Annotated in this window: 20 protein-coding genes, 1 tRNA gene and 1 other RNA gene; 9 read left to right on the top strand and 13 right to left on the bottom strand. The window is 53.1% G+C overall.

What is annotated here, in order from left to right; all coding sequences use genetic code 11:
• Positions 1-9 precede the first annotated feature (9 nt).
• The 13 genes from KJZ99_08670 to KJZ99_08610 form a co-directional block, all read right to left on the bottom strand.
• Positions 10-645: a hypothetical protein gene (locus tag KJZ99_08670; protein MCL4305973.1), complete on the bottom strand. Its 636-nt coding sequence runs from the start codon at positions 643-645 to the stop codon at positions 10-12.
• 55 nt (positions 646-700) lie between these two features.
• Positions 701-1204 (bottom strand): recombination regulator RecX, encoded by a 504-nt coding sequence (locus KJZ99_08665; GenBank protein MCL4305972.1) that lies wholly within the window; start codon positions 1202-1204, stop codon positions 701-703.
• Positions 1201-1776, bottom strand: a complete 576-nt coding sequence (locus KJZ99_08660) for a hypothetical protein (GenBank protein ID MCL4305971.1) — start codon at positions 1774-1776, stop codon at positions 1201-1203. The genes KJZ99_08665 and KJZ99_08660 overlap by 4 nt, the downstream gene beginning before the upstream one ends.
• Positions 1777-1801: 25 nt before the next feature.
• A complete protein-coding gene (recA, locus tag KJZ99_08655) occupies positions 1802-2863 on the bottom strand; it encodes a recombinase RecA (GenBank protein MCL4305970.1) in 1062 nt (353 codons plus the stop codon).
• Between the two features lie 37 nt (positions 2864-2900).
• Entirely contained in the window at positions 2901-3371 is a 471-nt protein-coding gene (locus KJZ99_08650; GenBank protein ID MCL4305969.1) for an SRPBCC family protein, read from the bottom strand.
• Positions 3372-3401: 30 nt separating this feature from the next.
• Positions 3402-3959 carry an RNA 2',3'-cyclic phosphodiesterase gene (gene thpR / locus KJZ99_08645; protein MCL4305968.1) on the bottom strand — a complete coding sequence of 186 codons (558 nt, stop codon included), beginning with the start codon at positions 3957-3959 and terminating at the stop codon, positions 3402-3404.
• Between the two features lie 3 nt (positions 3960-3962).
• Positions 3963-5219, bottom strand: a complete 1257-nt coding sequence (locus tag KJZ99_08640; protein ID MCL4305967.1) for a competence/damage-inducible protein A — start codon at positions 5217-5219, stop codon at positions 3963-3965.
• Positions 5219-5734: a phosphatidylglycerophosphatase A gene (locus KJZ99_08635; GenBank protein ID MCL4305966.1), complete on the bottom strand. Its 516-nt coding sequence runs from the start codon at positions 5732-5734 to the stop codon at positions 5219-5221. Before KJZ99_08635 ends, KJZ99_08640 begins: the two co-directional genes overlap by 1 nt.
• A gap of 3 nt (positions 5735-5737) precedes the next feature.
• Positions 5738-6325 carry a CDP-alcohol phosphatidyltransferase family protein gene (locus KJZ99_08630; GenBank protein ID MCL4305965.1) on the bottom strand — a complete coding sequence of 196 codons (588 nt, stop codon included), beginning with the start codon at positions 6323-6325 and terminating at the stop codon, positions 5738-5740.
• A gap of 3 nt (positions 6326-6328) precedes the next feature.
• Positions 6329-6925, bottom strand: coding sequence for a recombination mediator RecR (recR, locus tag KJZ99_08625; GenBank protein ID MCL4305964.1), 597 nt, complete (start codon positions 6923-6925; stop codon positions 6329-6331).
• A 10-nt stretch (positions 6926-6935) separates the two neighbouring features.
• On the bottom strand, positions 6936-8615 hold the full coding sequence (gene dnaX / locus KJZ99_08620) for a DNA polymerase III subunit gamma/tau (GenBank protein MCL4305963.1): 1680 nt from the start codon (positions 8613-8615) through the stop codon (positions 6936-6938).
• Between the two features lie 558 nt (positions 8616-9173).
• Positions 9174-9271, bottom strand: an RNA gene (gene ffs / locus KJZ99_08615) — signal recognition particle sRNA small type.
• A 35-nt stretch (positions 9272-9306) separates the two neighbouring features.
• A tRNA-Ala gene (locus KJZ99_08610) sits at positions 9307-9379 on the bottom strand.
• 766 nt (positions 9380-10145) lie between these two features.
• Here KJZ99_08610 and KJZ99_08605 point away from each other — a divergent pair.
• From KJZ99_08605 to KJZ99_08565, 9 genes are all read left to right on the top strand, one after another.
• Positions 10146-12038 carry a transglutaminase domain-containing protein gene (locus KJZ99_08605; GenBank protein ID MCL4305962.1) on the top strand — a complete coding sequence of 631 codons (1893 nt, stop codon included), beginning with the start codon at positions 10146-10148 and terminating at the stop codon, positions 12036-12038.
• Positions 12039-12058: 20 nt separating this feature from the next.
• The gene (locus KJZ99_08600) at positions 12059-12847 is read left to right on the top strand and encodes a hypothetical protein (protein ID MCL4305961.1); all 789 of its coding nucleotides are present in this window, start codon (positions 12059-12061) and stop codon (positions 12845-12847) included.
• 37 nt (positions 12848-12884) lie between these two features.
• A complete protein-coding gene (locus KJZ99_08595; protein MCL4305960.1) occupies positions 12885-14813 on the top strand; it encodes a DUF3857 domain-containing protein in 1929 nt (642 codons plus the stop codon).
• Between the two features lie 219 nt (positions 14814-15032).
• Entirely contained in the window at positions 15033-15404 is a 372-nt protein-coding gene (gene ndhC / locus KJZ99_08590) for an NADH-quinone oxidoreductase subunit A (protein ID MCL4305959.1), read from the top strand.
• A 34-nt stretch (positions 15405-15438) separates the two neighbouring features.
• On the top strand, positions 15439-15909 hold the full coding sequence (nuoB, locus tag KJZ99_08585) for an NADH-quinone oxidoreductase subunit NuoB (GenBank protein ID MCL4305958.1): 471 nt from the start codon (positions 15439-15441) through the stop codon (positions 15907-15909).
• 241 nt (positions 15910-16150) lie between these two features.
• Positions 16151-18370: a hypothetical protein gene (locus tag KJZ99_08580; protein MCL4305957.1), complete on the top strand. Its 2220-nt coding sequence runs from the start codon at positions 16151-16153 to the stop codon at positions 18368-18370.
• A 5-nt stretch (positions 18371-18375) separates the two neighbouring features.
• Positions 18376-19302: a hypothetical protein gene (locus tag KJZ99_08575; protein MCL4305956.1), complete on the top strand. Its 927-nt coding sequence runs from the start codon at positions 18376-18378 to the stop codon at positions 19300-19302.
• 3 nt (positions 19303-19305) lie between these two features.
• A complete protein-coding gene (locus KJZ99_08570; GenBank protein ID MCL4305955.1) occupies positions 19306-19782 on the top strand; it encodes an NADH-quinone oxidoreductase subunit C in 477 nt (158 codons plus the stop codon).
• A 3-nt stretch (positions 19783-19785) separates the two neighbouring features.
• Complete coding sequence (locus tag KJZ99_08565; GenBank protein MCL4305954.1) at positions 19786-21045, top strand: NADH-quinone oxidoreductase subunit D; 1260 nt, start codon at positions 19786-19788, stop codon at positions 21043-21045.
• Positions 21046-21049: the final 4 nt, after the last annotated feature.

The following is a 21049-nucleotide window of genomic DNA, read 5'->3' as shown; positions in this document are numbered from 1 at the left end:
TGTGTTAGGTTAGTTCAGAATCATGGAAAAACCACACTGCAGGCCGATGTAACCCGTGGCGGCGGTGTTCTCGACGCGAATGAGATTGGCGAGCGGCCAGGCGGCGACGAGCTTCAGCGAGGCACCTGAGACTTCAGGATTTCGCAGCGCGAGGTGGATCACTCCGCGACCCATTAACGCCTGTCCGTCAATCGATCTTCCCCGCAAATACTCCCCGTCTATTACAGGCCGAGCATTGTCTTCTGCCGCTGTCCACCATGCGATCGAAGATCCCGCTCCAAGTCTCAGTTTTCGCAAGTCTCCCGGCCGAAAAAGCAAATCCAAACCCAATTCCCGCTGGTGAAATCTGACATCGAAGGACGGCGGCGGCGACGGATCATCGGTCACCCGTCCATCCGTCGTCAAGAGGGTGAAGTGCGGACTAAACGACAACACGCCAATCAGCGGAAAGTAACCGCTGAACTGCAGGGTAGTACCGATTGATCCTGGTGCAACACGCTCACCTTCGACATCTTTGTAGACAGTCAGACCTGTCGTTGTGGCGAATCCGAGTTGCACTTCGGCATACGAGAGACGGTCAATCTCCGCCGAAAAAGCAAAAGGCGTGCAAACGAGCAAGATCAAGAGAAGAATCGGAAACCTCATGCAGCGGGTCCCTCCAAATCAATCGACAAGGATGAAAGAAAGCGGCTGACAAGGTTCAGGAATTTTCCTCCGGAGTTTCCGCAAGGGAAGAAAGTTGTAACGCCTTTCGAATCGTATCAACCCTGAATCCCCTCCGCGACAGCAAGGCGGTTAAGCGCCGAGTTCGCGTCACTTTGTCAAGCCCGGCGTATTGCCTGCCCTTGCGTGCGATCAGGTCTTTCGCCAACTGCAATTCCTGATCTTCCGAAAGCGATTCTGAGACAGCTTTTCTTGCGGATGACGCCGAAATGCCGCGTGAAACCAAATCTCTTACGAGGGCATCCTTGCCTCGCGGGTGTGTTTCAATTCGAGTGCGCACGAAGCCTTCTGCAAAACGCTCATCATCGAGCAGACGCCGTTCACGGAGTTTCTCGATCGCAGACTCGATCTCTGCGATATCATAGCCGCGCAACTTGAGCTTATCTCGCAGCTTGCGCGTCGAATAGTTTCTCGCAGCGAGCAATTTTACTGCATAAGGAAGCACCGGCTCACGGGGAGGTTTTCGCTCAGACGTTGTCATTTGCCCATCATCGCTTGCGAGTCGAAAAATACACCGATTTGCACAAGGTACGCGTTCGCAGGGCCTATCGATCTCGGCGCAGATGGTTCGTCCAGTCCCCAATGGTAGGACAATTCGCCAAGCACGCCGACACCATTCTTTCTGGCATCGGTCTTGACACCCAGCAGTACAGACGCTGTCGGAAAGTCCCCGTCGACTGTATAGGTCGGAGCATCGAAAAACCTTTCTCGGTAACTCCCCTGCGCAAAACTGTACCCCACACCCGCACCGCCGTAAAAATCGGGAACTGTGGCGGTTCGGTACATCACTCGACCCCCTACCTCAAGTTGCAAGTAGTTGGTACGAGACGACTGCGTCGGGTTTCCCGTGACGTTGTTCCAGAACAACAGGGAGGGACCCCAGAAGAAGTGCGGACTGACTGTTTCAAAGCGAAAGCTGCCTACATAGCCACTGCCGGCCCTGAATAGCCCGCCTCGTTCCACGTTTGTGCCTGTCTTCGGCGTAGCAGAATTGGCATAGCCCGTGGACAGAATAAGGTGGTACGCCTGCGAGTTGCTGAAGGAAAACAGCAAGAGCAGGATGAAACCGCCGACAAAGCTACGCAGACTTTTTGGATTTTGGTTTCGAATTTTCAGTTTCCGGTTCTGCCGGTGTTGTGACTTCAGTGGGGAGGAAGCCCATCTCACGGCGTACTTCTGTCTCAATAGCGGCCAGCATGTCAGGGGTTTCCTTGAGCATGCTGATGACGCGCTCGCGGCCCTGACCAAGACGGTCGTCTTTGAAAGAGTACCACGTTCCAGACTTGCTCACAATTTCCAGCGTTGAGGCCAGATCGAGCAAATCTCCGACCCGCTCAATACCCTGTCCGTAGATGATGTCGAATTCAGCCTCGCGGAATGGAGGTGCGACTTTGTTTTTTACAACTTTGACCTTCGTTCGGTTCCCGATGATCGTGTCACCGTCCTTGATAGCAGCCATTCGGCGGATCTCGAGGCGCACGGAGCTGTAGAATTTCAGTGCGTTGCCTCCGGTAGTCGTCTCAGGATTACCAAACATCACGCCGATCTTCATGCGCAGCTGGTTGATAAAAATCAAACAAGTCCGGGAGCGGGAGACCACTGCCGTCAACTTGCGCATTGCCTGGCTCATGAGCCTCGCCTGAAGTCCCGGCAGCGAGTCGCCCATTTCACCCTCAATCTCGGCCTTGGGAACCAGAGCCGCCACAGAGTCAATGACAATGACATCCAACGCGCCTGAACGGATCAGCATTTCGGCAATGTCCAGTGCCTGCTCCCCCGTGTCCGGCTGTGACACCAGCAGGTCATCGATGTCCACGCCAAGCGCTCGGGCATAACTTGGATCCAGCGCGTGCTCGGCATCTATGATTGCCGCCTTTCCTCCCTTTTTCTGGGCTTCCGAAATGATCGTCAGTGCCAGTGTCGTCTTACCTGACGACTCCGGGCCGTAGATTTCCACGACCCGACCGCGCGGAACACCACCGACGCCCAGCGCAGCGTCAAGAGAAAGCGACCCGGTAGAAACGACGTCCAGCTTCGCAATCGGTCCGCTGTCGCCCAGACGCATAATCGAGCCTTTTCCATACTGCTTGTCGATCTGCTGCAACGTCAGATCGAGATTCTTCTGCTTTTCAGCATCTATCGGTTTGCTCATGTGACCCTCGCAGGCGTTAGGTGGATCAGACCGGTCGTCCGGTCTCGGCATATGTCTTTAGTCTCTCGAACCACAGCTTATACTGCGAAATGACGCCGCCCATCACGACCTTCTCGAGCATTTTGTTCAAGAAGCCCTTCATTTCGTAGTCGATAGTAAAGTTCACAGCACAGCGCTTCTCTGCCAAAGAGATCAGACGGAACACAATTCTCGCGTGCTCAGTCTTCTCATGAACGCCCGCGCTGCCTCCCGTGACAGATTCGGCGAACAGTTCGCCGGGTACATAGTGTGTGATAACAGTGTCGAGCGTCACGTCTTTGCCGGCAATGTCAAGTTGAAAGTGGCGCGTTGAGTCTTTCGCGAAGCTGCCGTTCGGCTCTATTCGCAATTCTCTGACATTCGGCGCCCAGAACTCGACCTCCTTGGGAACGGTTAACAAGTTCCAGACGTGCTCCATCGGAGCCTCAATCTCGGTGGTGACAATTTCTTTTGGCACGAGTCTTTCCAGTCTCGTTAGTGACAGATACTATTTGACGCCAAGTGGAAAGTCCTTGAGCACGGTGTACACCGGCCCCTCCTGACGAAGCAGACTCTGCACAAGGCTGAAATGTGTTACGGAAAATGATTCGCTCCGCAAATCAAAGCTCAGAAACGCGCTGGTCATACGTTCTTTGCCGATCGGTTCCTTGATGCGTGCGACGGTCAGGTGCGGGACAAACTTCTTTTCTTCAGGCTCAAACCCCAAGTCGCTCATGCGATCGTCCACGATCTGTTGCAAATCCGTTAAGGCCTTGGATTGAGACAATCCTGCCCAGTACGCTCGCGGTCGCTGCTTGTTGGGAAACGTTCCCACACCCTGAATTGCAATCTTGAAGGAATCAACCGCGCGGCCGCACTCCATCAGGGCATCGGTGATCTGCGGCAGTAGAGAGTCCGGCGTTTCCCCCAGGAATTTCAGGGTCAGATGCAGATTCTCCGGTTCGACCCACTTTACACCTCGCCCCAGCCAGCCGATCTTCTCCTGCGGAAGTTTGAGTATCCGCTGCCAATCATCAGGCAGCATGATGGCCACGAACAGTCGCAAGGGTTATCGCGCCTGAACCAGTTCGCGGTAGAGCAGAAAGAGCGCATTGTGCGCCGCGCGCAGCTTGACCAGCTCGCGGCTCAAACTGCCAACTTGAATCCTCTGTGCCAGAGTCCTGTGCGCAGATGCAATTCCAATCCAGACCGTTCCAACGGGCTTCTCCGCCGAGCCTCCGTCGGGTCCAGCGATTCCAGATAGACTAACTGCCCAGTCAGCTCTCGCCTTTGCTCGCGCGCCCTCTGCCATCTCTTTTACCGTCTGTTCTGATACAGCTCCGTGCTCACGCAAAGTCTCCTCGCGCACGCCAAGCAATTCATGCTTAACTTCGTTGGCATAGGCAATCAGGCCGCGCGCAAACCACCGCGAAGCGCCCGGCGTATCTGTGAGCAGCGATGCGACCAGTCCGCCCGTGCAGCTTTCCGCAGTGGTCAGCGACTGGCCTCTGTTCAGCAGAATGTCGCCGATAACCTGCGCCAATGTGTCGCGGCCTGTCGCATAGATATGCTCTCCGACGCGTTCACGTATGTAGTGTTCCGCGAAGGCGATGTCGGCGTCCGCTTCCAAATTGTCCATCGCCCGCGATGTCAGACGCACGTCGAGCAATCCCTGGTGCGGCAGATAAGCGAGCGAAACTCGACGGGAAAGCGGATCAAGATCCCCAAGTCTTTGGAGCAACGTCGACTCTCCGATTCCAGCCATTCTAAGCGTTCGCGCAAAGTACTTTGATTCCCCGAACGCTTGAGCAAGAATCGGAGAAACTTGTTCATCAAACATCCGCTCCATCTCAGGAGGCACTCCGGGTAGCGCGAACAAATGGCGATGCTTCCATTGAAGGTAAATGCCCGCCGCAGTGCCAAGCGGATTAGGCAGTCTTTGTGTCCCGCCCAGCACGAGAGTTTGATTCATCGATTGTGCGGGGACATCCCGCCCGGACTTCTGAAAGATCTGTTTCACGTGTTCGCGTTGCTCTGCGGAGTCGAGGAGCGGCAAGTCATAGAGAGCCGCAATAGCATCGCGTGTCAAGTCGTCAGGAGTTGGGCCGAGGCCCCCTGATAGAACGACGACATCCGCACGATTCATGGCTAAACTGACCGAAGCCTGAATGTCTTCGATACTGTCCGCCACGCATGACGACCAGCGCGCAGGGATGCCGCACTCGGCGAGCCTCCTTCCAAGAAATGCCGCATTGCCGTTGATCGTGCGTCCGAGCAGGAGTTCGTCGCCAACTGTGATAATCTCGCTGCTCGGAGTTTCGTTCATTAGAATGCTGAAAATAGTTCAGGCTTCCAACGGTTCAAGCCATACAGGACAAGCGCGGCGTAAACTCCCGCCAGCACGTCATCCAGCATTACTCCCCACCCTCGAGGAAGACGCTGTAATTGTCCGGCGCCGAGCGGCTTCGTGATGTCAAAGACTCGAAACAGAACGAACGCTGCACCAAATCCAAGAATACTATGCGGCGCTGCAAGCAACGTAATCCATTGACCAATCAGTTCGTCGAACACCACCGGATCGGGGTCATCGCGTTTGGGATTCTTTCTGCGGACAGCCGCAAACTTACCGGGATCACGCACTTCGTAGCCGTCAATGTAACGATTGGAAAGCCACACTCCGACAAACGTCAACAGAACGATCGGAACGATCATCAACAGATCAAGTGCGGATGGAATAAACCAAAAGACTGCGCAAACGACTGCCGACGCGACCGTAGCCGGTGCAACCGGCGAGTAGCCTGTCCACAATACGGTTGTGATTGATTCCTCGAACTTGGTCATACCTTAGATCGGGCGTCCTCGATGGCGAATTTCCTTCAGCAATTCTCGATTCGCATGCAGATACTCGATCAGGGTGAATAGAGTGTAAACTGTGACACCCGCCAGAATCCAATAGACAATGTGCGCAAAATACGGCAATGGCATCAGCCGCACGTGAATCCAGTGCAAGACGAGGATAGTCAGCGACACAGCACCCTGCAGAATCCCTTTCCATTTCCCCGTTGTGCGTCGTCCCATCGCCGTGCCTGTCAGAGCGGAGAAGACGCGCAAATATGCCACAACGACGTCACGGTAAACGAGAATTGCAACCATCCATGCTGCGGCAAATCCCATGACCAGAAATCCGATAAAGTAGGACATTCGGGCAATAGTGTCACTCATCGGGTCGAGCAGTTTGCCGATATCAGACACTTGGCTGCGGGATCGAGCAGCGATGCCGTCCGCGACATCCGTTGCTTCAATGAGAACCGCAACGGCCAGCGCAAGCTCGATGGAATACTTGAATTCACCCAAATAGGCTACCAGAAACAGCGGCCCCAGCGCGAGTCTCGATAGCGTGAGCTGATTTGCAAGATTGAATCCGGGAATCATGTTTTACCCGTCAGCTCTCGTTCGTTCAGCTAAGGCTCGTGCCAGCGTGACTTCATCAACATGCTCAATTTCGGCACCGATCGGTACACCGCGTGCCAGACGCGTGGCAGGAATCCCCCGATGCTTCAGCTCCCGCAAAAGATACAAACAAGTAGCATCTCCATCTGCGGTCGGACTCAGTGCAAGGATTACCTCGCGAAATTTCTCCGCGTCGGCACGTTTCCAGAGTTCAGCGATACGCAGGTCAGCCGGGCCGACTCCGTCCAACGGACTCAAATTGCCGCCCAGGACGTGATAGACACCGCGATAGCCGGTCGCTTTTTCGAAACGCAGTATCTCCTGAGGTGACTCGACAATGCAGACCATCGCTGAGTCACGTTTGGGATCAGCGCAGATCACGCACAATTCTGCTTCGGTCAAATTTCCGCAGCGCGCACAGAGATGCAGTCGCAGTTTCACTTGCATAATAGCTTCGGCAAGCGCGCGCGCTTCGGGTTCACTTTGCTTTAAGATATGCAGGGCAAGTCGCATCGCCGACTTCTTCCCCAACCCGGGCAACTTGGCTATCTCATCCACCAGTCTTTGTAAGGTGGGGGACATTTGAGCCACGCTACTTCCCCTGCCGTTTCATTCTGGAGGTCACGTCCTCTCCGCCAAACTGCGACATCACGTTGCTGAATAGATCACCTGGCGCTTTCTGCTTGCCTTCCGTCGCGGGACTCTCTGGGTCCTTGTTTGCTGGTGCAGGATTCTCTGCAGCCTGCGATGCGCTGACTTTCACCTTCGCGCCGGTGACTTGCATCACGGCTTGCTCGAGAGACTGCGCGTGCATCTTAAGTTGTTCAAAATGAAACTTGCCGGAATGCTTCGGGCGTAGTGCGAGAGTTGACGCGTCAAGCGAGATGATCTCCCAATCATTGTGTGCAAATGCTGCTGCGGCGCTGCTGATCTTGTCAAGCGCGTCACAAATCTGCTGCCAAGACTGATTTAATTCGTCCAGCGTCAACGCCGAATTGCGACTGGGAGGAGCGGCAGGTGGAGTGATTGCCGCTGCGGGTTTGGGTGTCAGTGCGGCAGACACCGCCTTTTGCACGGGAGCTTTCGGAGCTACAGGCTGCGGAGTCACCGTTGCGGCAAGCCGGCTTTCAGTTGCGGTCTTACCTGACGAAAGCTGTTCGAGCAGTTGTTTGATGGACACGGCTCTATCAAGAGTAACCCAACGCAGCAGCGATATCTCGAAACGCGTGCGCGGTGATACCGACCATTTGATATCATCTTCAAGTGTGGCGGCAAGTCGTATCAGCCTGAACATGTCTTCGACCTGCAACTCACCCATTGAGGCTTTGAGTGCGTCACACTCCTCCTGGGACCGGCCCGGGACAGTAAGCCCTTGTAGCAGAAATACGCCGTCCGTCCAGTAGCTCTGCAACTCTCGGAGCAGAAGGCTATAATCTGTCCCCTGCTTTGCTAACAGGTCAAAGAATTCGGGCAGCCCGCTCAGGTCCTGCCTCGCGATCAGCTCGGTCGCCCGCTCCAGTACTGCATGTGACAATGCACCAAGTACTTTGCGCGTTTCGTCAAGCGTAATGACGTCCGCGCAGAATGCCACGACCTGATCCAGCAGTCCCTCGGCATCCCGCAAGGAACCGTCAGCTGCACGAGCAATCTGGTAGAGTACTTCCGGCTCATTCTTCCATCCCTCAGCTTGAGCGATGTATCCCAAGTGCTGTGAGATTTCAGCCGCAGAAAGGGGACGAAAGTCAAAGCGTTGCACTCGAGAGCGAATTGTAGCGGGAACCTTATGCACGTCCGTCGTGGCCAGAATGAAGATGACATGTGAGGGCGGCTCTTCAAGCGTCTTCAGAAATGCGTTGAATGCTTCCTTCGTGAGCATATGCACTTCGTCGATGATGATGACCTTCTTGGATCCCGCGATGGGGGAGAGGCGCGCAGATTCTTGGATCGAGCGCATGTCTTCGATCTTACGGTATGTTGCACCGTCGATCTCGATCACGTCCAATTCTCTGTCTTCAAGCAATGCACGACAAGTCTCGCACTCGTTGCATGGTTCGGCGGGAGAAATCTGACCTGCCCGCTCACAGTTGATAGCGCGTGCGAGTATTCTGGCCGTAGAGGTCTTGCCCACGCCGCGCGGCCCGGTAAACAGAAAGCCGTGCGCCAAGCGATTCTGCGCGATGGCATTCTGCAGGGTACGGGTGATGTGCTCTTGGCCGATGACATCAGCAAATCGCTGAGGCCTCCAGCGGCGGGCAAGAACTTGATAGGTCATACTGGGTTGTGCTTGAAAAGGAGTCTGGAATTAGAAGGAATATGTCAAGGTCCGCTGACAGGGAATGCCATAGACGTAACTTTGAAAGTAGCCTTTTTTCGCTGGAAAGTCAACGTCCAGCACAAGAAAATTGCACACATGTTCATATCTAAGTATTTCATAAAGACTTACTTACGAGCATGGACCCATTATTAACATGCTCGCAACCTCTGGGCGCAGCAGTTCTGTTTCCAAAGCACCGCTGTGGCCTGAGCTTACGACAGTGCAATGATTCAAAGAGGCATCACTATCGCCGAAAACTCCGAGGCTTGCGCTCGGGCGAGAAGCAACAGTTGATTCCAATTTGAACTCGTTAATTTCTTTAAGTTTACCCATCAGATATGACGACTGAAGTGACACTACCTGAAGCGCTTGCTACGCAGGGCTGGCATGACTCTTATTCCCATGCACAGGCTTCTGGGATGATGCTCTTGAATGCTTATGTGCGGGAAGATGTAATTTGAAGAGCTTCAGAATAACCGATTTCATCACATGTGGACACAAAAAAAGCTCGGCAGATATCGCCAGGCGGTCCGAACACAAAGATGAACCACTTACCGTTGCTACCTTCCGGTCCTGGCGGGTTTGGGCGGCCACCTCTTGCACGGGGCCCGGCGAGATCTGCCGAGAAATAACGGGCAAACTGCGGTAGTGGAGCAGAGCGGGATCGAACCGCCGACCCCCACGTTGCGAACGTGGTGCTCTCCCAGCTGAGCTACTGCCCCGAAAGACTCGCAATATAACGAGCATCAGGCGGATTGTCAAGCAAATCAAAGTTGATCTATCACCCGCGAGCTTGTTTTCATTATGTTTAGACGATTCAATGGCGTTGACCCGGCACTTCTGAGGCAATACTTTGGGATTACACCATCGAAACCCTTGTTTTTTTTGAAGATTGCCAATCGTGCACCCTCTTTCTCGAGGCGATATCGCTGCAATGACTCTGCAAGTGCAGGTGAGGTTGAAGCAACTCGACTAACGTGATCAAACCGAGCCATGCGATTTTCGATGTTTGGATTGACCCGGTTCTCGAGTCGACGGCGCGACCCGCAGAAGATTCGTTTTCAGATCGGAGAGACTGCCTTGCATGTGAACAAAACAGAGCACGCGTTACAGCTTACAATATCCCACGTTAGGCGTTGCCCGTACGGGACTTCGTACGTGATGCGGCGAACCATATTGTGAGTCATTGGTGCGAACTGCTGTGCCGCGGAGAGCCGCATTGCTTTTAATGGAAATTCCTCCAGACCTATGGCTATCGTGGAGTTCTGCGCATTTGATCCTTTGCGATGACGTCCTGGGCATACTTCTGCAGCCTGACCTCAAAGTCCTTCACTTCGATCAAGGAAGCTCTGGTGTCAAAGAGGACTCCTTGGCTTGCAGGAATTTGCTGGAAATGACCTCGTACATAACCTATCGGGGTCTTTCGCCTGGGTATTGCAATTCCGGCTTGGAAACACTATACTCTGTGACAATGCAAGAGGATATGCGATGAGAGCAGCTTTCTTTTCCGCTACACTGTTGATGTTAGCGCATGCTTGGGCACAGGAGGTCCCGACACCTCGTCCATCTGTTCCATTTGACCAGGCCAACGCTGTGGTCCGATACGACTGCACAAGCGTGTGGGTGAACGAGGACGGCTCGGGTGAGACGCTCCGCCGCTACCGTGTTGCTCTTCTGTCGGATCGTGCTTTGCGCGAGTATGCGCAGGACATTACGGTATACAATCTCGGATACGACACTGTCGAGGTGATCTCGGCAAAGGTTTACCTTCCCGATGGACAAGTGGTTGAGGTTGACCCGGCTGCCATCAAAGATGTTCCATTACCCGCTTATGGGAAGTTCTATCTGCAGAACGTCAGGGAGAAAATCATCACATTCCCGGCCCTTGAAAAGGGGGCTGAAGTTGAAGTGAGACTGCGCGAGATCACTCGAGAACCGCCGATGGACGGTCAATTCAACCTTTCAGAGTATTTTGAGCATACAGATCCGATGCAGGCCAAGGTTGTGGAAGCCTCTCTGCCTGCCACGATGCCGCTAAAATGGAAAACTCGGGGGTCGGGCGTGGTTCACAGCGAGTCGACGCGCGAAGGACGCAAGGTGCATAAGTGGCAAATTCAGGATGTTCCTCAGGTCGTCCCGGAACCCGGAATGCCGCCGTTTCCTGAAGTATCGCGACAGCTCTTAGCGACGACGATTCCTGATTGGGAAACTTGGTCACGCTGGTATCACGGCCTCGCGGAACCTGAGATGGTTGCGGATTCCTCGATCAAGGCGGAAGTAGCAGAGTTGACGAAAGGCAAGAATCGGGAAGAGTCTATTCGTGCGATCTTTCAATTCGTCTCCAATCGGATTCGTTATGTCGATACAGCTCTGACAGGCCGCAAGGCGGGTTACAAGCCCGAACCGGCCGCCGTGACCTACCGCAACAAGTATGGCGTCTGTCGCGATAAAGCGGCGTTGATGGTCACGATGTTACGTGAAGCGGGTATAAATTCCAACATCACATTGATGAATCCCTCGTGGAAGATCGATGGTGAACTCGCGGTAGACCAGTTTAATCATGCCATCGTGACAGTTTGGGATGGCAGGAAGGAAATCTACATCGATCCGACGGTCGAAAAGACAACCGAGTTCCTTGCTGCCAACGAGCAGGACCGCGCGGTTTTGACGTGCACGAGTGAAGGGATGGACCTTGACTGGACGCCGGTGGAGGACCCGAGCAAAAATCTGTATCAGGTAGCGGCACAGAGCAGGGTTGATGAAGATGGGCGATTTACATCGACCATCAAGATTTCGACTCGCGGCCTCCCGGACTTGGCGCTGCGCTCCTACATGCAATCCATTTCGCCGCAGGAGCGTGAAATGGTTTTTAAGAGCATCGTACAGCGCCTCTCCCCGCGTGCAAGGCTGGAAGAGTTATCTTTCACCGACTTCACGAATCTTGATCAGCCGCTCGACATCAATCTGAAGGTTGCTGCAGAGAAGTATGTGATTATGGCAGGGGGATTCTGGCTGATGAACTCAGTCGCGCAGGGGCGCGACCTCGATTTTCTCTCAAGCTGGTTGCTTTCGGGTTCTGAGCTAACAGAGCGTCGCTATCCCCTTCGCCTGTCCTCTACCTTTGCATTGCAGATGACAGAGACTTTGGAGTTCCCCAAGAGTCTAAAGGTTCGCAGCCTTCCCGACTCCGTGGACCTTCGGCAGGATGAGTTCAGGTTATCGCGTACGTGTAGCGCCGCTGGTCAAAAAGTAACCGTGAAGCAGGCACTTGAACTCCGGGCACTGGACATCCCGTTGTCCCGATACGCGGATCTGTTGCAACTTGTCAACAGGCTGGATGGGCTGGAGCGGGGGAAAATTGTGCTGACCACTCAATCGTAGCAAAACGGCGCAGTTTCGCAATGGGCGGGATTCTTGCAGTGACGAAATCCATGCCTCAGGAATTGCCTTTGCACACCCTCTATCAGAAAGACCAGGACGAGGTCCGCCAGCGCAGGATTCTGTGGTGGTTTCTGGCTATTGCGTGCAGCATCGCAGGTGTTATCGCTCCGTTCATGCTGGCTGATCAAGCGGGAACCGTCGCTTGGGCGATCGGTCTCTCCGTATCAGGCCTATTGCTTGGTCTTTTGAACTCGCGTGCCCCGTGGCGTTTTCCGGTGATGCTCGCTCTGGGCTACACGCTGGTCGGATTGCTGTTGGGTGGATTCGACTCTTGGAAGTCCATGTTGATTCGTCTGCAGCTCGGCGCGACGCTTGCAATTCCGGCGGCGATTGGCTCCTATGCGGGTGCGGTGATTCGCAAGCTTGCGCGTGGCAGATTGCATTGGTCAGGCATGGAAACACCGCGCGTCGCCCGCATCGCCGCATTAGCTTTGGGTGCGTCGTCTGCTGTCATTTTCATCAAGATTCCCGGCAAGGGGGGCCTGCTTCTGGCCAGCGCGCTGCTGTTGGTTTCAGCTGCCTATCTCGGCTATCACTACAGCGACAGGTTGTGGCGATGGGTGATACTGCTGGGATACGGTATCCCGGCCGTTGCACTCTTGCGAACAGCGCTTGAACTTTATCACTATCCCGAAGCCAACGGCCTCTTTCCGATTGAACTCTCGCTCGCAGTGGCCATCGCGGTTCTCCCGACACTCATCGGGAGCATGGCAGGGCGCGCACTGCATCGGTACCGGCTGCACACGTAGCAGCCTTTCCTCTCCCAACAATCCCTTCGTAACTGCCATGCTGCAATTCATCTTGCTGGCGTGTGCCGTGCTTTTTGCACGAGCCTCGCTTATCGCTGCCGAAGTTCCTGCAGAAGTAGAACTCGCCATTAGTTCAGCGCCGGGACCGGAAAGATATCCCCAAGCCTCAATCCTCGTGATTTGGGATCGGCACACTCTGGAAATCGACTCCTCAGGAGCGGCCACCATGAGTGTTGATCAATGTATTAAGCTTTTGGACGATCGGGCAAAAGATGATCAGGGAGATCGCTCGATTAGATTTGAAGACACCCGCGACACGGTGATATTCGATGCGGTGTGGACCCGCCAGGCGGATGGAACTTGGATTGAGCCGGAGTCCGACGCCTTTACCATCACCAGTGCTCCGGAAGTGCAGTGGGCTTCGGCCTATTCGCAGCTGAAACAGCAAAACGTCAGCTTTCCGGGTCTTGCAGCGGGGGCTGTGATTTTCTGGAAATACCGGATTGTGCCGAAGACGGGCCGCACGCCCTGGCCGGATGACTTTCAAGACGGGACGATGGAGTTTGGCGGCTTTGAGCCGGTCTTGGAGCAACGATTTGAGATTGTGAATAGTTCATCACGAAGAATTCGATACGAGATGCAGAATTCCGCTGCTGTGCCCGACGAAAGCTTCGAGGGTTCGCGAAGGAGACTTGTCTGGCAGTTCAATGATCTCGAGCAGCTTGTGCAGGAACCGAATATGGTGCCAAGTTCACACCTGATGCCGAGACTGGTTTACACGTCGTTCGAAGAGTGGAGTGACTGCGGGCTGTATGTCGGCGAGCGGTTTTGGAAGGCGGTAGAAGCAGGCAATCAGGCAATAAGCGACTTTTCCAAGGTGGCAACCGTACCGGGCCAAACAGCGCGTCCGATCGCCCAGAACATTGCCTATTGGGTGCAGCAGCACATTCGCACTGTGCCGCTGTCGTTCGGAGCCGTAGGCTATGAGCCGAATGACGCGGACAATGTATGGAAGAATCGATACGGCGACGTGCGGGACAAGCTGGTGCTACTCTCCGCGCTGTTGGGAGGATACGGCCTTAACTCTTATCCGGTGCTGATGCAGTCGTCCAACACACCGTTCAGCATGCTGCCCGCGCTTGCGCAATTCAATCACATGATACTGGCCGTTCCGATGGCCGAAGACACTCTCTTTCTGGATCCCACGCCGCGGTACTTGCCTCCGCACGAAATTTCCTATTCACGAACGCAGGGCATGGCCTGTCAAATGGTGCTCGGTGCGCCGCTTGTGTCGCTGGCGAGAGATCTCGTTCACATGGATCGGCATGTCGATACGCGGATGTCCGTTCAGCTTGACCGAGAAGGAACTTTGTCCGGCCGGGCTGACTGCGAGGCCGTTGGAGACTATGCTGCAAGTGCCCGCAATATCTTTGCTGACCAGAAAGAGCAGGAAAGGAGCATCTACTTCCAACGTGCTGTGTCGCGGATTGGCCAGGGCGCGAAGGTCGTCAATAGTGAAGTCTCAAGTCCGGAGATTCTGACGCAGCCGATGCGCGTGAGTCTCGAGTTCGAGTGCAAAGATTACGCAGTACATCAAGATGACTTGATTCTGGTTGAACTTCCAGTGACGCCGTTTTCCTTCGCAGTTTCGGGATTTTACCCGTCAATGCCTGAGGTGAAGTATCCGGTCGACTTGCCGACTGAAGGAACAACTACGACCACCGTTCTCTTGTCTTACCCGGCAGAGTATCGTGTGTCCTATCTGCCTCCGCCCTTAATTGTAGAGAACCCGTTTGTCTCTCTGACGCTGGTCCCCAAGCAGCTATCGGATAGGATCGAATGGAGCCAAAGTCTGCGATTTAAGCAGGATGTTGTGCCAGTTGAAGAGTACCAGACTCTGCGGGATGCCTTCGAAGAGCTAATCGACACCAAGAACAGGCTGCTGGTACTTGAGCGAAAAAAGTAGGGGGAAAGGCGCAGGGCCGCTGATTCGCTTATTGACAAAGCCGAAAGTTTTCCGTAGTTTAACGCACAATTGGGCAGTGAAGCAAACTTCCGAGCGTGTCAGCGTAAAGTGTTATGTTCACTTGAGATGACCGTGATTCCGGATGCTATAATGCAACGCTTGGCTCAAGATATTGCCATCTCGTGAAAAACGTAGCAAGCGTCCCGTCCTTCGCCCGCCATGCCGGACGTCCTCCACAATAATAATCTCATCGTCTTCCTCGTTCTGACCGCCGGCGTTGCCGCGGTGGTTGGACTGTTTGTGGCTCTGACCGTTTTTCTGGGTCCGAAGCGCCCGAACGAAATCAAAAACGCCCCATTTGAGTCGGGGTTCGTCTCGAAGACTGATGCGACTCAGCCGTTCCCCATCAAGTATTACCTCGTGGCCATCTTGTTTGTCGTGTTCGACATTGAGGTGGCCTTTTTGTATCCTTGGGCGGTAAGTTTCCGCGAAGTCGGGATGCTGGGGTTGATCTCCATGACGGTCTTTCTGGCCATCCTTGCCGTTGGGCTGTATTACGCCGTGAAAAAGCGCGTGCTGGAGTGGAAATAAGATGAGCGAATTGATGCAAAGCCCCGCCATGGATATGACGCGTTCGCTGTCGGCCAACGTGATGACCACCAGGTTTGACAAGCTGCTGGGCTGGGCGCGCAAGTATTCACTGTTTCAGTACCCGTTCGTGACTGCTTGCTGCGGCATGGAGTTCATGTCGACGGCCTGTTCGCATTATGACTTGGATCGCTTCGGCGCGGCGTTTCCGCGCTTTTCACCACGTCAGGCGGATGTGCTCTGGGTGGTGGGAACGATCAGTCATAAGATCGCTCCGGTTCTAAAAACAATTTATGAGCAAATGGCGGATCCGAAGTGGGTGGTGAGTTTTGGTGCCTGCGCAAGCTGCGGCGGGCCATATGACAACTATGCGACCGTGCAGGGCATAGACACCATCATCCCTGTGGACGTCTATATTGCCGGCTGTCCACCCCGTCCCGAAGCCGTGCTGGATGGCCTCTTGAAGCTCCAAGAGCTGATTCAAAACCAAAAGCACGAGTGGAAGTAGAAGGCAAGACGTCAAGACGATTAGCCGTATGTCTCGCACTGTTTCTCGTCACGACAACCGCCTCTTTCGCAGACTTTCAAATCGGCATGTCTGGTGGTCCGATTCACGAGAACGACGGAGGCCGATGGTATGGCGTTCGCTTGCTCTTGACTTACAGCTACTCCTATACCGATACGTTTTACAATTTCAGAGTGAATGATGGGTTGGAATTTGGCCCTCCGCGTTTCGCGAGGGACCCATAGTGTTTCAGAACCTCGACGATCCCGATGACAAAGGGCGTGCGTTTACGGAAGAAAGTGTAGCAGTTCTAAACGAGGATAATTACCCAAGGCTTGGCCAGCATTGGTATCGTGAAGAAGTTCTCAACTGCTATAGAGATCAAGACGACCCTTCCGGATTCTGTGACTCGGCAATCGTCCGAGTTACCGCGAGTGGCGAGCTTTTACTGAAGGCCCCGTTGGGTCCGTGCGGAAGATGGCGGATTTGGTATGTTGTAGATAGTAACCCTTGGTTTACGTTTTGCGGCGGCAACAATGATCCCGAGTACGGGGTCACAGCAATGCGCTGTTTTATGTTTCAGCCCCGTTTACAGGATGACGACTGTGCTGGAATCGATACTAATCTTGTGGCATATCTTCAGAATGTCACAGTGATGCAAATGTCTCTTGACGTGAACTTAGGCGAATGTGAAGAATATCCACCATTTGCAGGCGAAGTGAAAACGGATTTTCTTGGCTATATTGACTCTCAGGGCAATGACGGCCGTAGTTGGCTCCCAACGCCCGGCGATTCTATAGGACTTGTGTTCCAATTTTCTCCGGACTCAAGCTTGGGCGTTTTTGATATCCGATACCACATTTGGGATATGTCGATGTGGCAGGGCGAGTGTATGAATTCGCCGAGATTTGATGATTCAACTCGGTTTGGTCAGCGCGACACTGAGCCGCATACAATGGGCTTCTCCGGACCTGTGCCCTGGGATTCACTGGATAAGTTTCGGTATTGGGACTACACTGTAGGCTACCCCGAGAAGTATGGATACTATGTCTTCGACACGGTTCAGACGATTGCCTCGGCTCCCGGTAACTACTGGTTCCTGCCCGGTGATACAATACAGGTCAATCCTCAACCAAACTACCCATTCCCTGCCGGCAGAGAGCTATTCAAGACCGATATTATTGCCTATATTGCTCAGGCAAATGTTGAGTACGATACGTTGTGGCTCAAGGCGCTCGATTACGGCGCGCACTCCATTGTGACTCCCGAGGTTGGTCCCGGCAAAGACCGAAGAATGAAAATGTGGCATCCGGATTCTGCATATATTGTAGATTCTCTATGGTCGATTACTGTTCCATTTGACTATGATGGGTATTATGATGCCGGTGTTAACTATGGCGACTGCATGTCAGATGCGTGGGAATCAAGAGTTGCAAAATACTGGCAAGGATCATCATGGGTGCCAATAGATATTCGATATTTCAGGCCATTTGTGACGCCGTTCTTGGGGATTACCGATTACGACATAGTACCGCAAGGGCGATTAATCGACGGCGATAGTCTCTGCAATTTCGCTGAGTATCGGGGATTGATGATAACAGACGATAGCACGGATACTTCGGCAGGTAATAGCCACAGAAGACTGGACCCGCGTAAGAAATCGGTCATTGTACATGTTCGCAATGATATGGGCCAGGATCCTAATAATCGGGAAGTTCTTGATCTTATGCCCGGTTTCATTTATAAGTCATTCACTGACACTGCAGCATTTGATACAGTGAATCGCATAGATACACTCGAAATCTTGTTCACAGACTCAATAAGATTTAGTCCAACGAAGTACCGCATCGATGACCAGGCGACAATCGAGAACGTAAGGCTTATGATTGGTGATACAGACGTTTATGGACGTGATATCAACTTCAACCGTGTTGGAGCGAGTTTATGGTACTTTGGACTTGGTTATCCATCTCCATATCCGATGTCAAAAACAGATACTGTACGTGCTGTCACATTTTGGACGTGGCGACGTGACGTAGAATATGATGAGATGATTCGAGGAAACGCGAACCCTGAAACAGATTTAGGAATTACGTGGCAAGGAGCTACTGACTTTGGTACCACAGATAACGGTGCATCAATACCGAACAACACTGCACGATCGATAGTAAACTTAAATGCCTATGCGAATTATCGTGACTTATATGTGTCTGATTCACTTTGGCAAGTTGACTTCCCTTTCGCGTACAGTCGAACAATTGCTCATGAATTTGGGCACACAGTAGGAATGCTTCATCAATCTGACAATATTGTGATTCGCACAATAATGTCAAAGTACAAGTTTCTCTCCACACGTAGGTTTTTCCTTACTTCGACTGACTCGACCTATTCTGATGAAAGCAAAGCTCAAATCAGCATCAAAGAAAGAAAGCGAAGAGGATTGACATTCGAAGTTGCTCTTTAATTGTTATGTTCACTCTGATTGAGTTGAACACAATTAGGCTTGCTTGGGCTGATGGTGAGCTTGATAGATTGTTTTACTCTTCACGCCAATGGGTAGAGTATTCACAAGATGCGCCCGGATGTAGATGGTATCAACCTTATCCTGATACAAGCATCTATAACCACGTGTACTTTTCCGGTGATTTACCAGGCATTGGGTATCCATACCATAAATCGCTGATTAAAGGTGTGAATGATACTCTTGAGGTCTCTATAAATTTTGTCAACAATCAACCAAACAAAGCATACAGTTTGGATGGGAAGGATGTAGCTGAATGGTTCGCGCCTCGTGTTCTCCAGCTTTTTGTAGTGGATGCAGATGGTCCAGTTTTTAGGGATGCGAGTCAATTGGGATACCGACTTAGAGGGTGGTATTCACGAATCGGTCCCACTCCTCCTCCCAATGAAATTCCAGTTGCCTCTATTGATTATATTGCGCAGTTTGATATATGGGATTTGCCTGAGGGTAGATATCAAATTTGCTTCGCCCCGACTGATAGGGTACCAGCGGACTTTTACGGGATTTCAGGGGGATACGTTTTTGAGTTTTATCAAGCTCAATCTGTTTCCGACACAATAAACGCATATGAGGCGTGTTTTCTTCGCGCGATGAAGGACACGAATTTTACAGCTGCGGAACTTTGGACTGACTCTATATTGGCTTTAGACGAGAACTCTGTAGTTGGTTTGACGTTAAGGGCAAGATCCTCGCTTGCGCAAGGCGATACATCAGATGCAATAAACTCATATGACAAAGCGATTGATAGGCTTGAAAATAATACAGACCCGCTTCTTCCTGATTCAACCGCAGGGCCTCTGTCAGGCGCTGAACAAAATTACTTGAAGTGGCTTCACGTAATGCTGAACCACAATCGTGAAGTTCTTGGCCCTTAGTTTATGTCTAAATTCCCCGAACATATTGCAATCGAAAAAGCGCACCCGACGGCCGTGCTGGATTGGCACGAGCGGTTTGGGGATCGCACGATGATCGTTGAAGCCAAGCAGATCGTCGAGATCGTGCGCATTCTTAAAGATGCATTCGGCTACGACATGCTCGTGGACTTGACGTGCGTGGATTACCTGCCGCGCCGCCCGCGTTTTGAGATGGTCTATCATTTCCTCAACGTCGAGAGCAAGACGCGGCTGCGTGTGAAGGCGCAGTTGGAAGAGTCGAACGCTCGCATTCCGACGCTGACCGGACTATATCCGATTGCCGACTGGTTTGAGCGCGAAGTCTGGGACCTGTTTGGTATCAAATTTGAAGGTCACACGAATCTCAAGCGCATCATGCTCTATGAAGAATTCGAAGGCCACCCGTTGCGCAAGGACTATCCCAAGACCAAGCGCCAACCTCTGATGGGACCGCAGAACTAAGATATGCCAGAACTCGACGCACTTTCCGAAATCAAAGCCGCGGTGCCGCCGGACGAGCCTGAGTTTCAGCAGAAAGAGATGCTGCTGAACATCGGGCCCGCGCATCCTGCCATGCACGGAATTATCCGCATTATGACCAAACTCGAAGGCGAGCTGGTCGTGGAGTCGGAAGTCGAGATCGGATATCTGCATCGCGCGTTTGAGAAGAGTTGCGAAGAGAGCACGTGGAATCAGGCGATCATCTATACGGATCGCTTGAATTACGTTTCTTCGCCAATCAACAACGTCGGCTATTGCATGGCGGTCGAGAAGCTGCTCGGCCTTGAACTTCCCCCGCGCGGTCAGTACATCCGTACTTTGCTCTGCGAAATCGCGCGGATCAGCGACCATCTGACTTGTGTCGGCGCATCGGCAATGGAACTTGGCGGCTTCACGGTCTTTCTCTACATGATCAAAGGCCGCGAGTATCTTTGGGAGTTGATTGAAGAGTATTGCGGTGCACGTGTGACCACGATGACGACGCGGGTCGGCGGCATGCCCTATGATCTCCCCGAAGGCTGGCTCGACAAGTGCTTGTGGGTCGTTAAGGAGATCCGCGAAATCTTGAACGAGTGTGATATCCTGCTGACAAACAATCGGATTTTCGTGGAGCGCATGGAAAACATCGCCATCATGCCCGCGGAGCGAGCGATCGCCTGGGGCTGGACCGGACCGTGTTTGCGGGGCAGCGGCGTAGCCTACGATGTGCGCAAGGACTTTCCGTATTTGGTTTACGATCAGCTTGATTGGGAAGTACCTGTCGGTCGCCGTGGAGACAATCTCGATCGTTATCTTGTGCGCATGGCTGAGATGGAGCAGAGCTGTCGAATCATCGAACAGTGTGTCGCAAGAATCCCGGGCGGCCCGGTAAGTTGTGATAACAAGCGCGTCGTGTTGCCGGACAAGAAGGATACTTACGGCAATATCGAAGGCCTGATGAATCACTTCAAGTTGATCATGTACGGCCACGGCATTCGCGTTCCTGAAGGCGAAGTGTATTTCCCGGTCGAGGGAGGCAATGGCGAGTTAGGGTTTTACATTGTCAGTCATCCGGATGAGCATTCAAAGGACGGATGCAATGATCGCGCGTGGCGCGTGCGTTGCCGTCCGCCGTGCTTCACGACGGTTGCCAGCCTTCAGGAGATGATCAATGGCTATATGGTTGCTGATATTGTCCCGACATTCGGCTCGATCAACATGATCGGCGGCGAGCTGGATAGATAATCTA

Source organism: bacterium, assembly GCA_023382385.1.
In the GTDB taxonomy this organism is placed as follows: Bacteria; Electryoneota; RPQS01; order RPQS01; family RPQS01; genus JABWCQ01.
The sequence above is the reverse complement of the archived record's forward strand: the minus strand, read 5'-3'. Positions and strand labels throughout refer to the sequence as shown.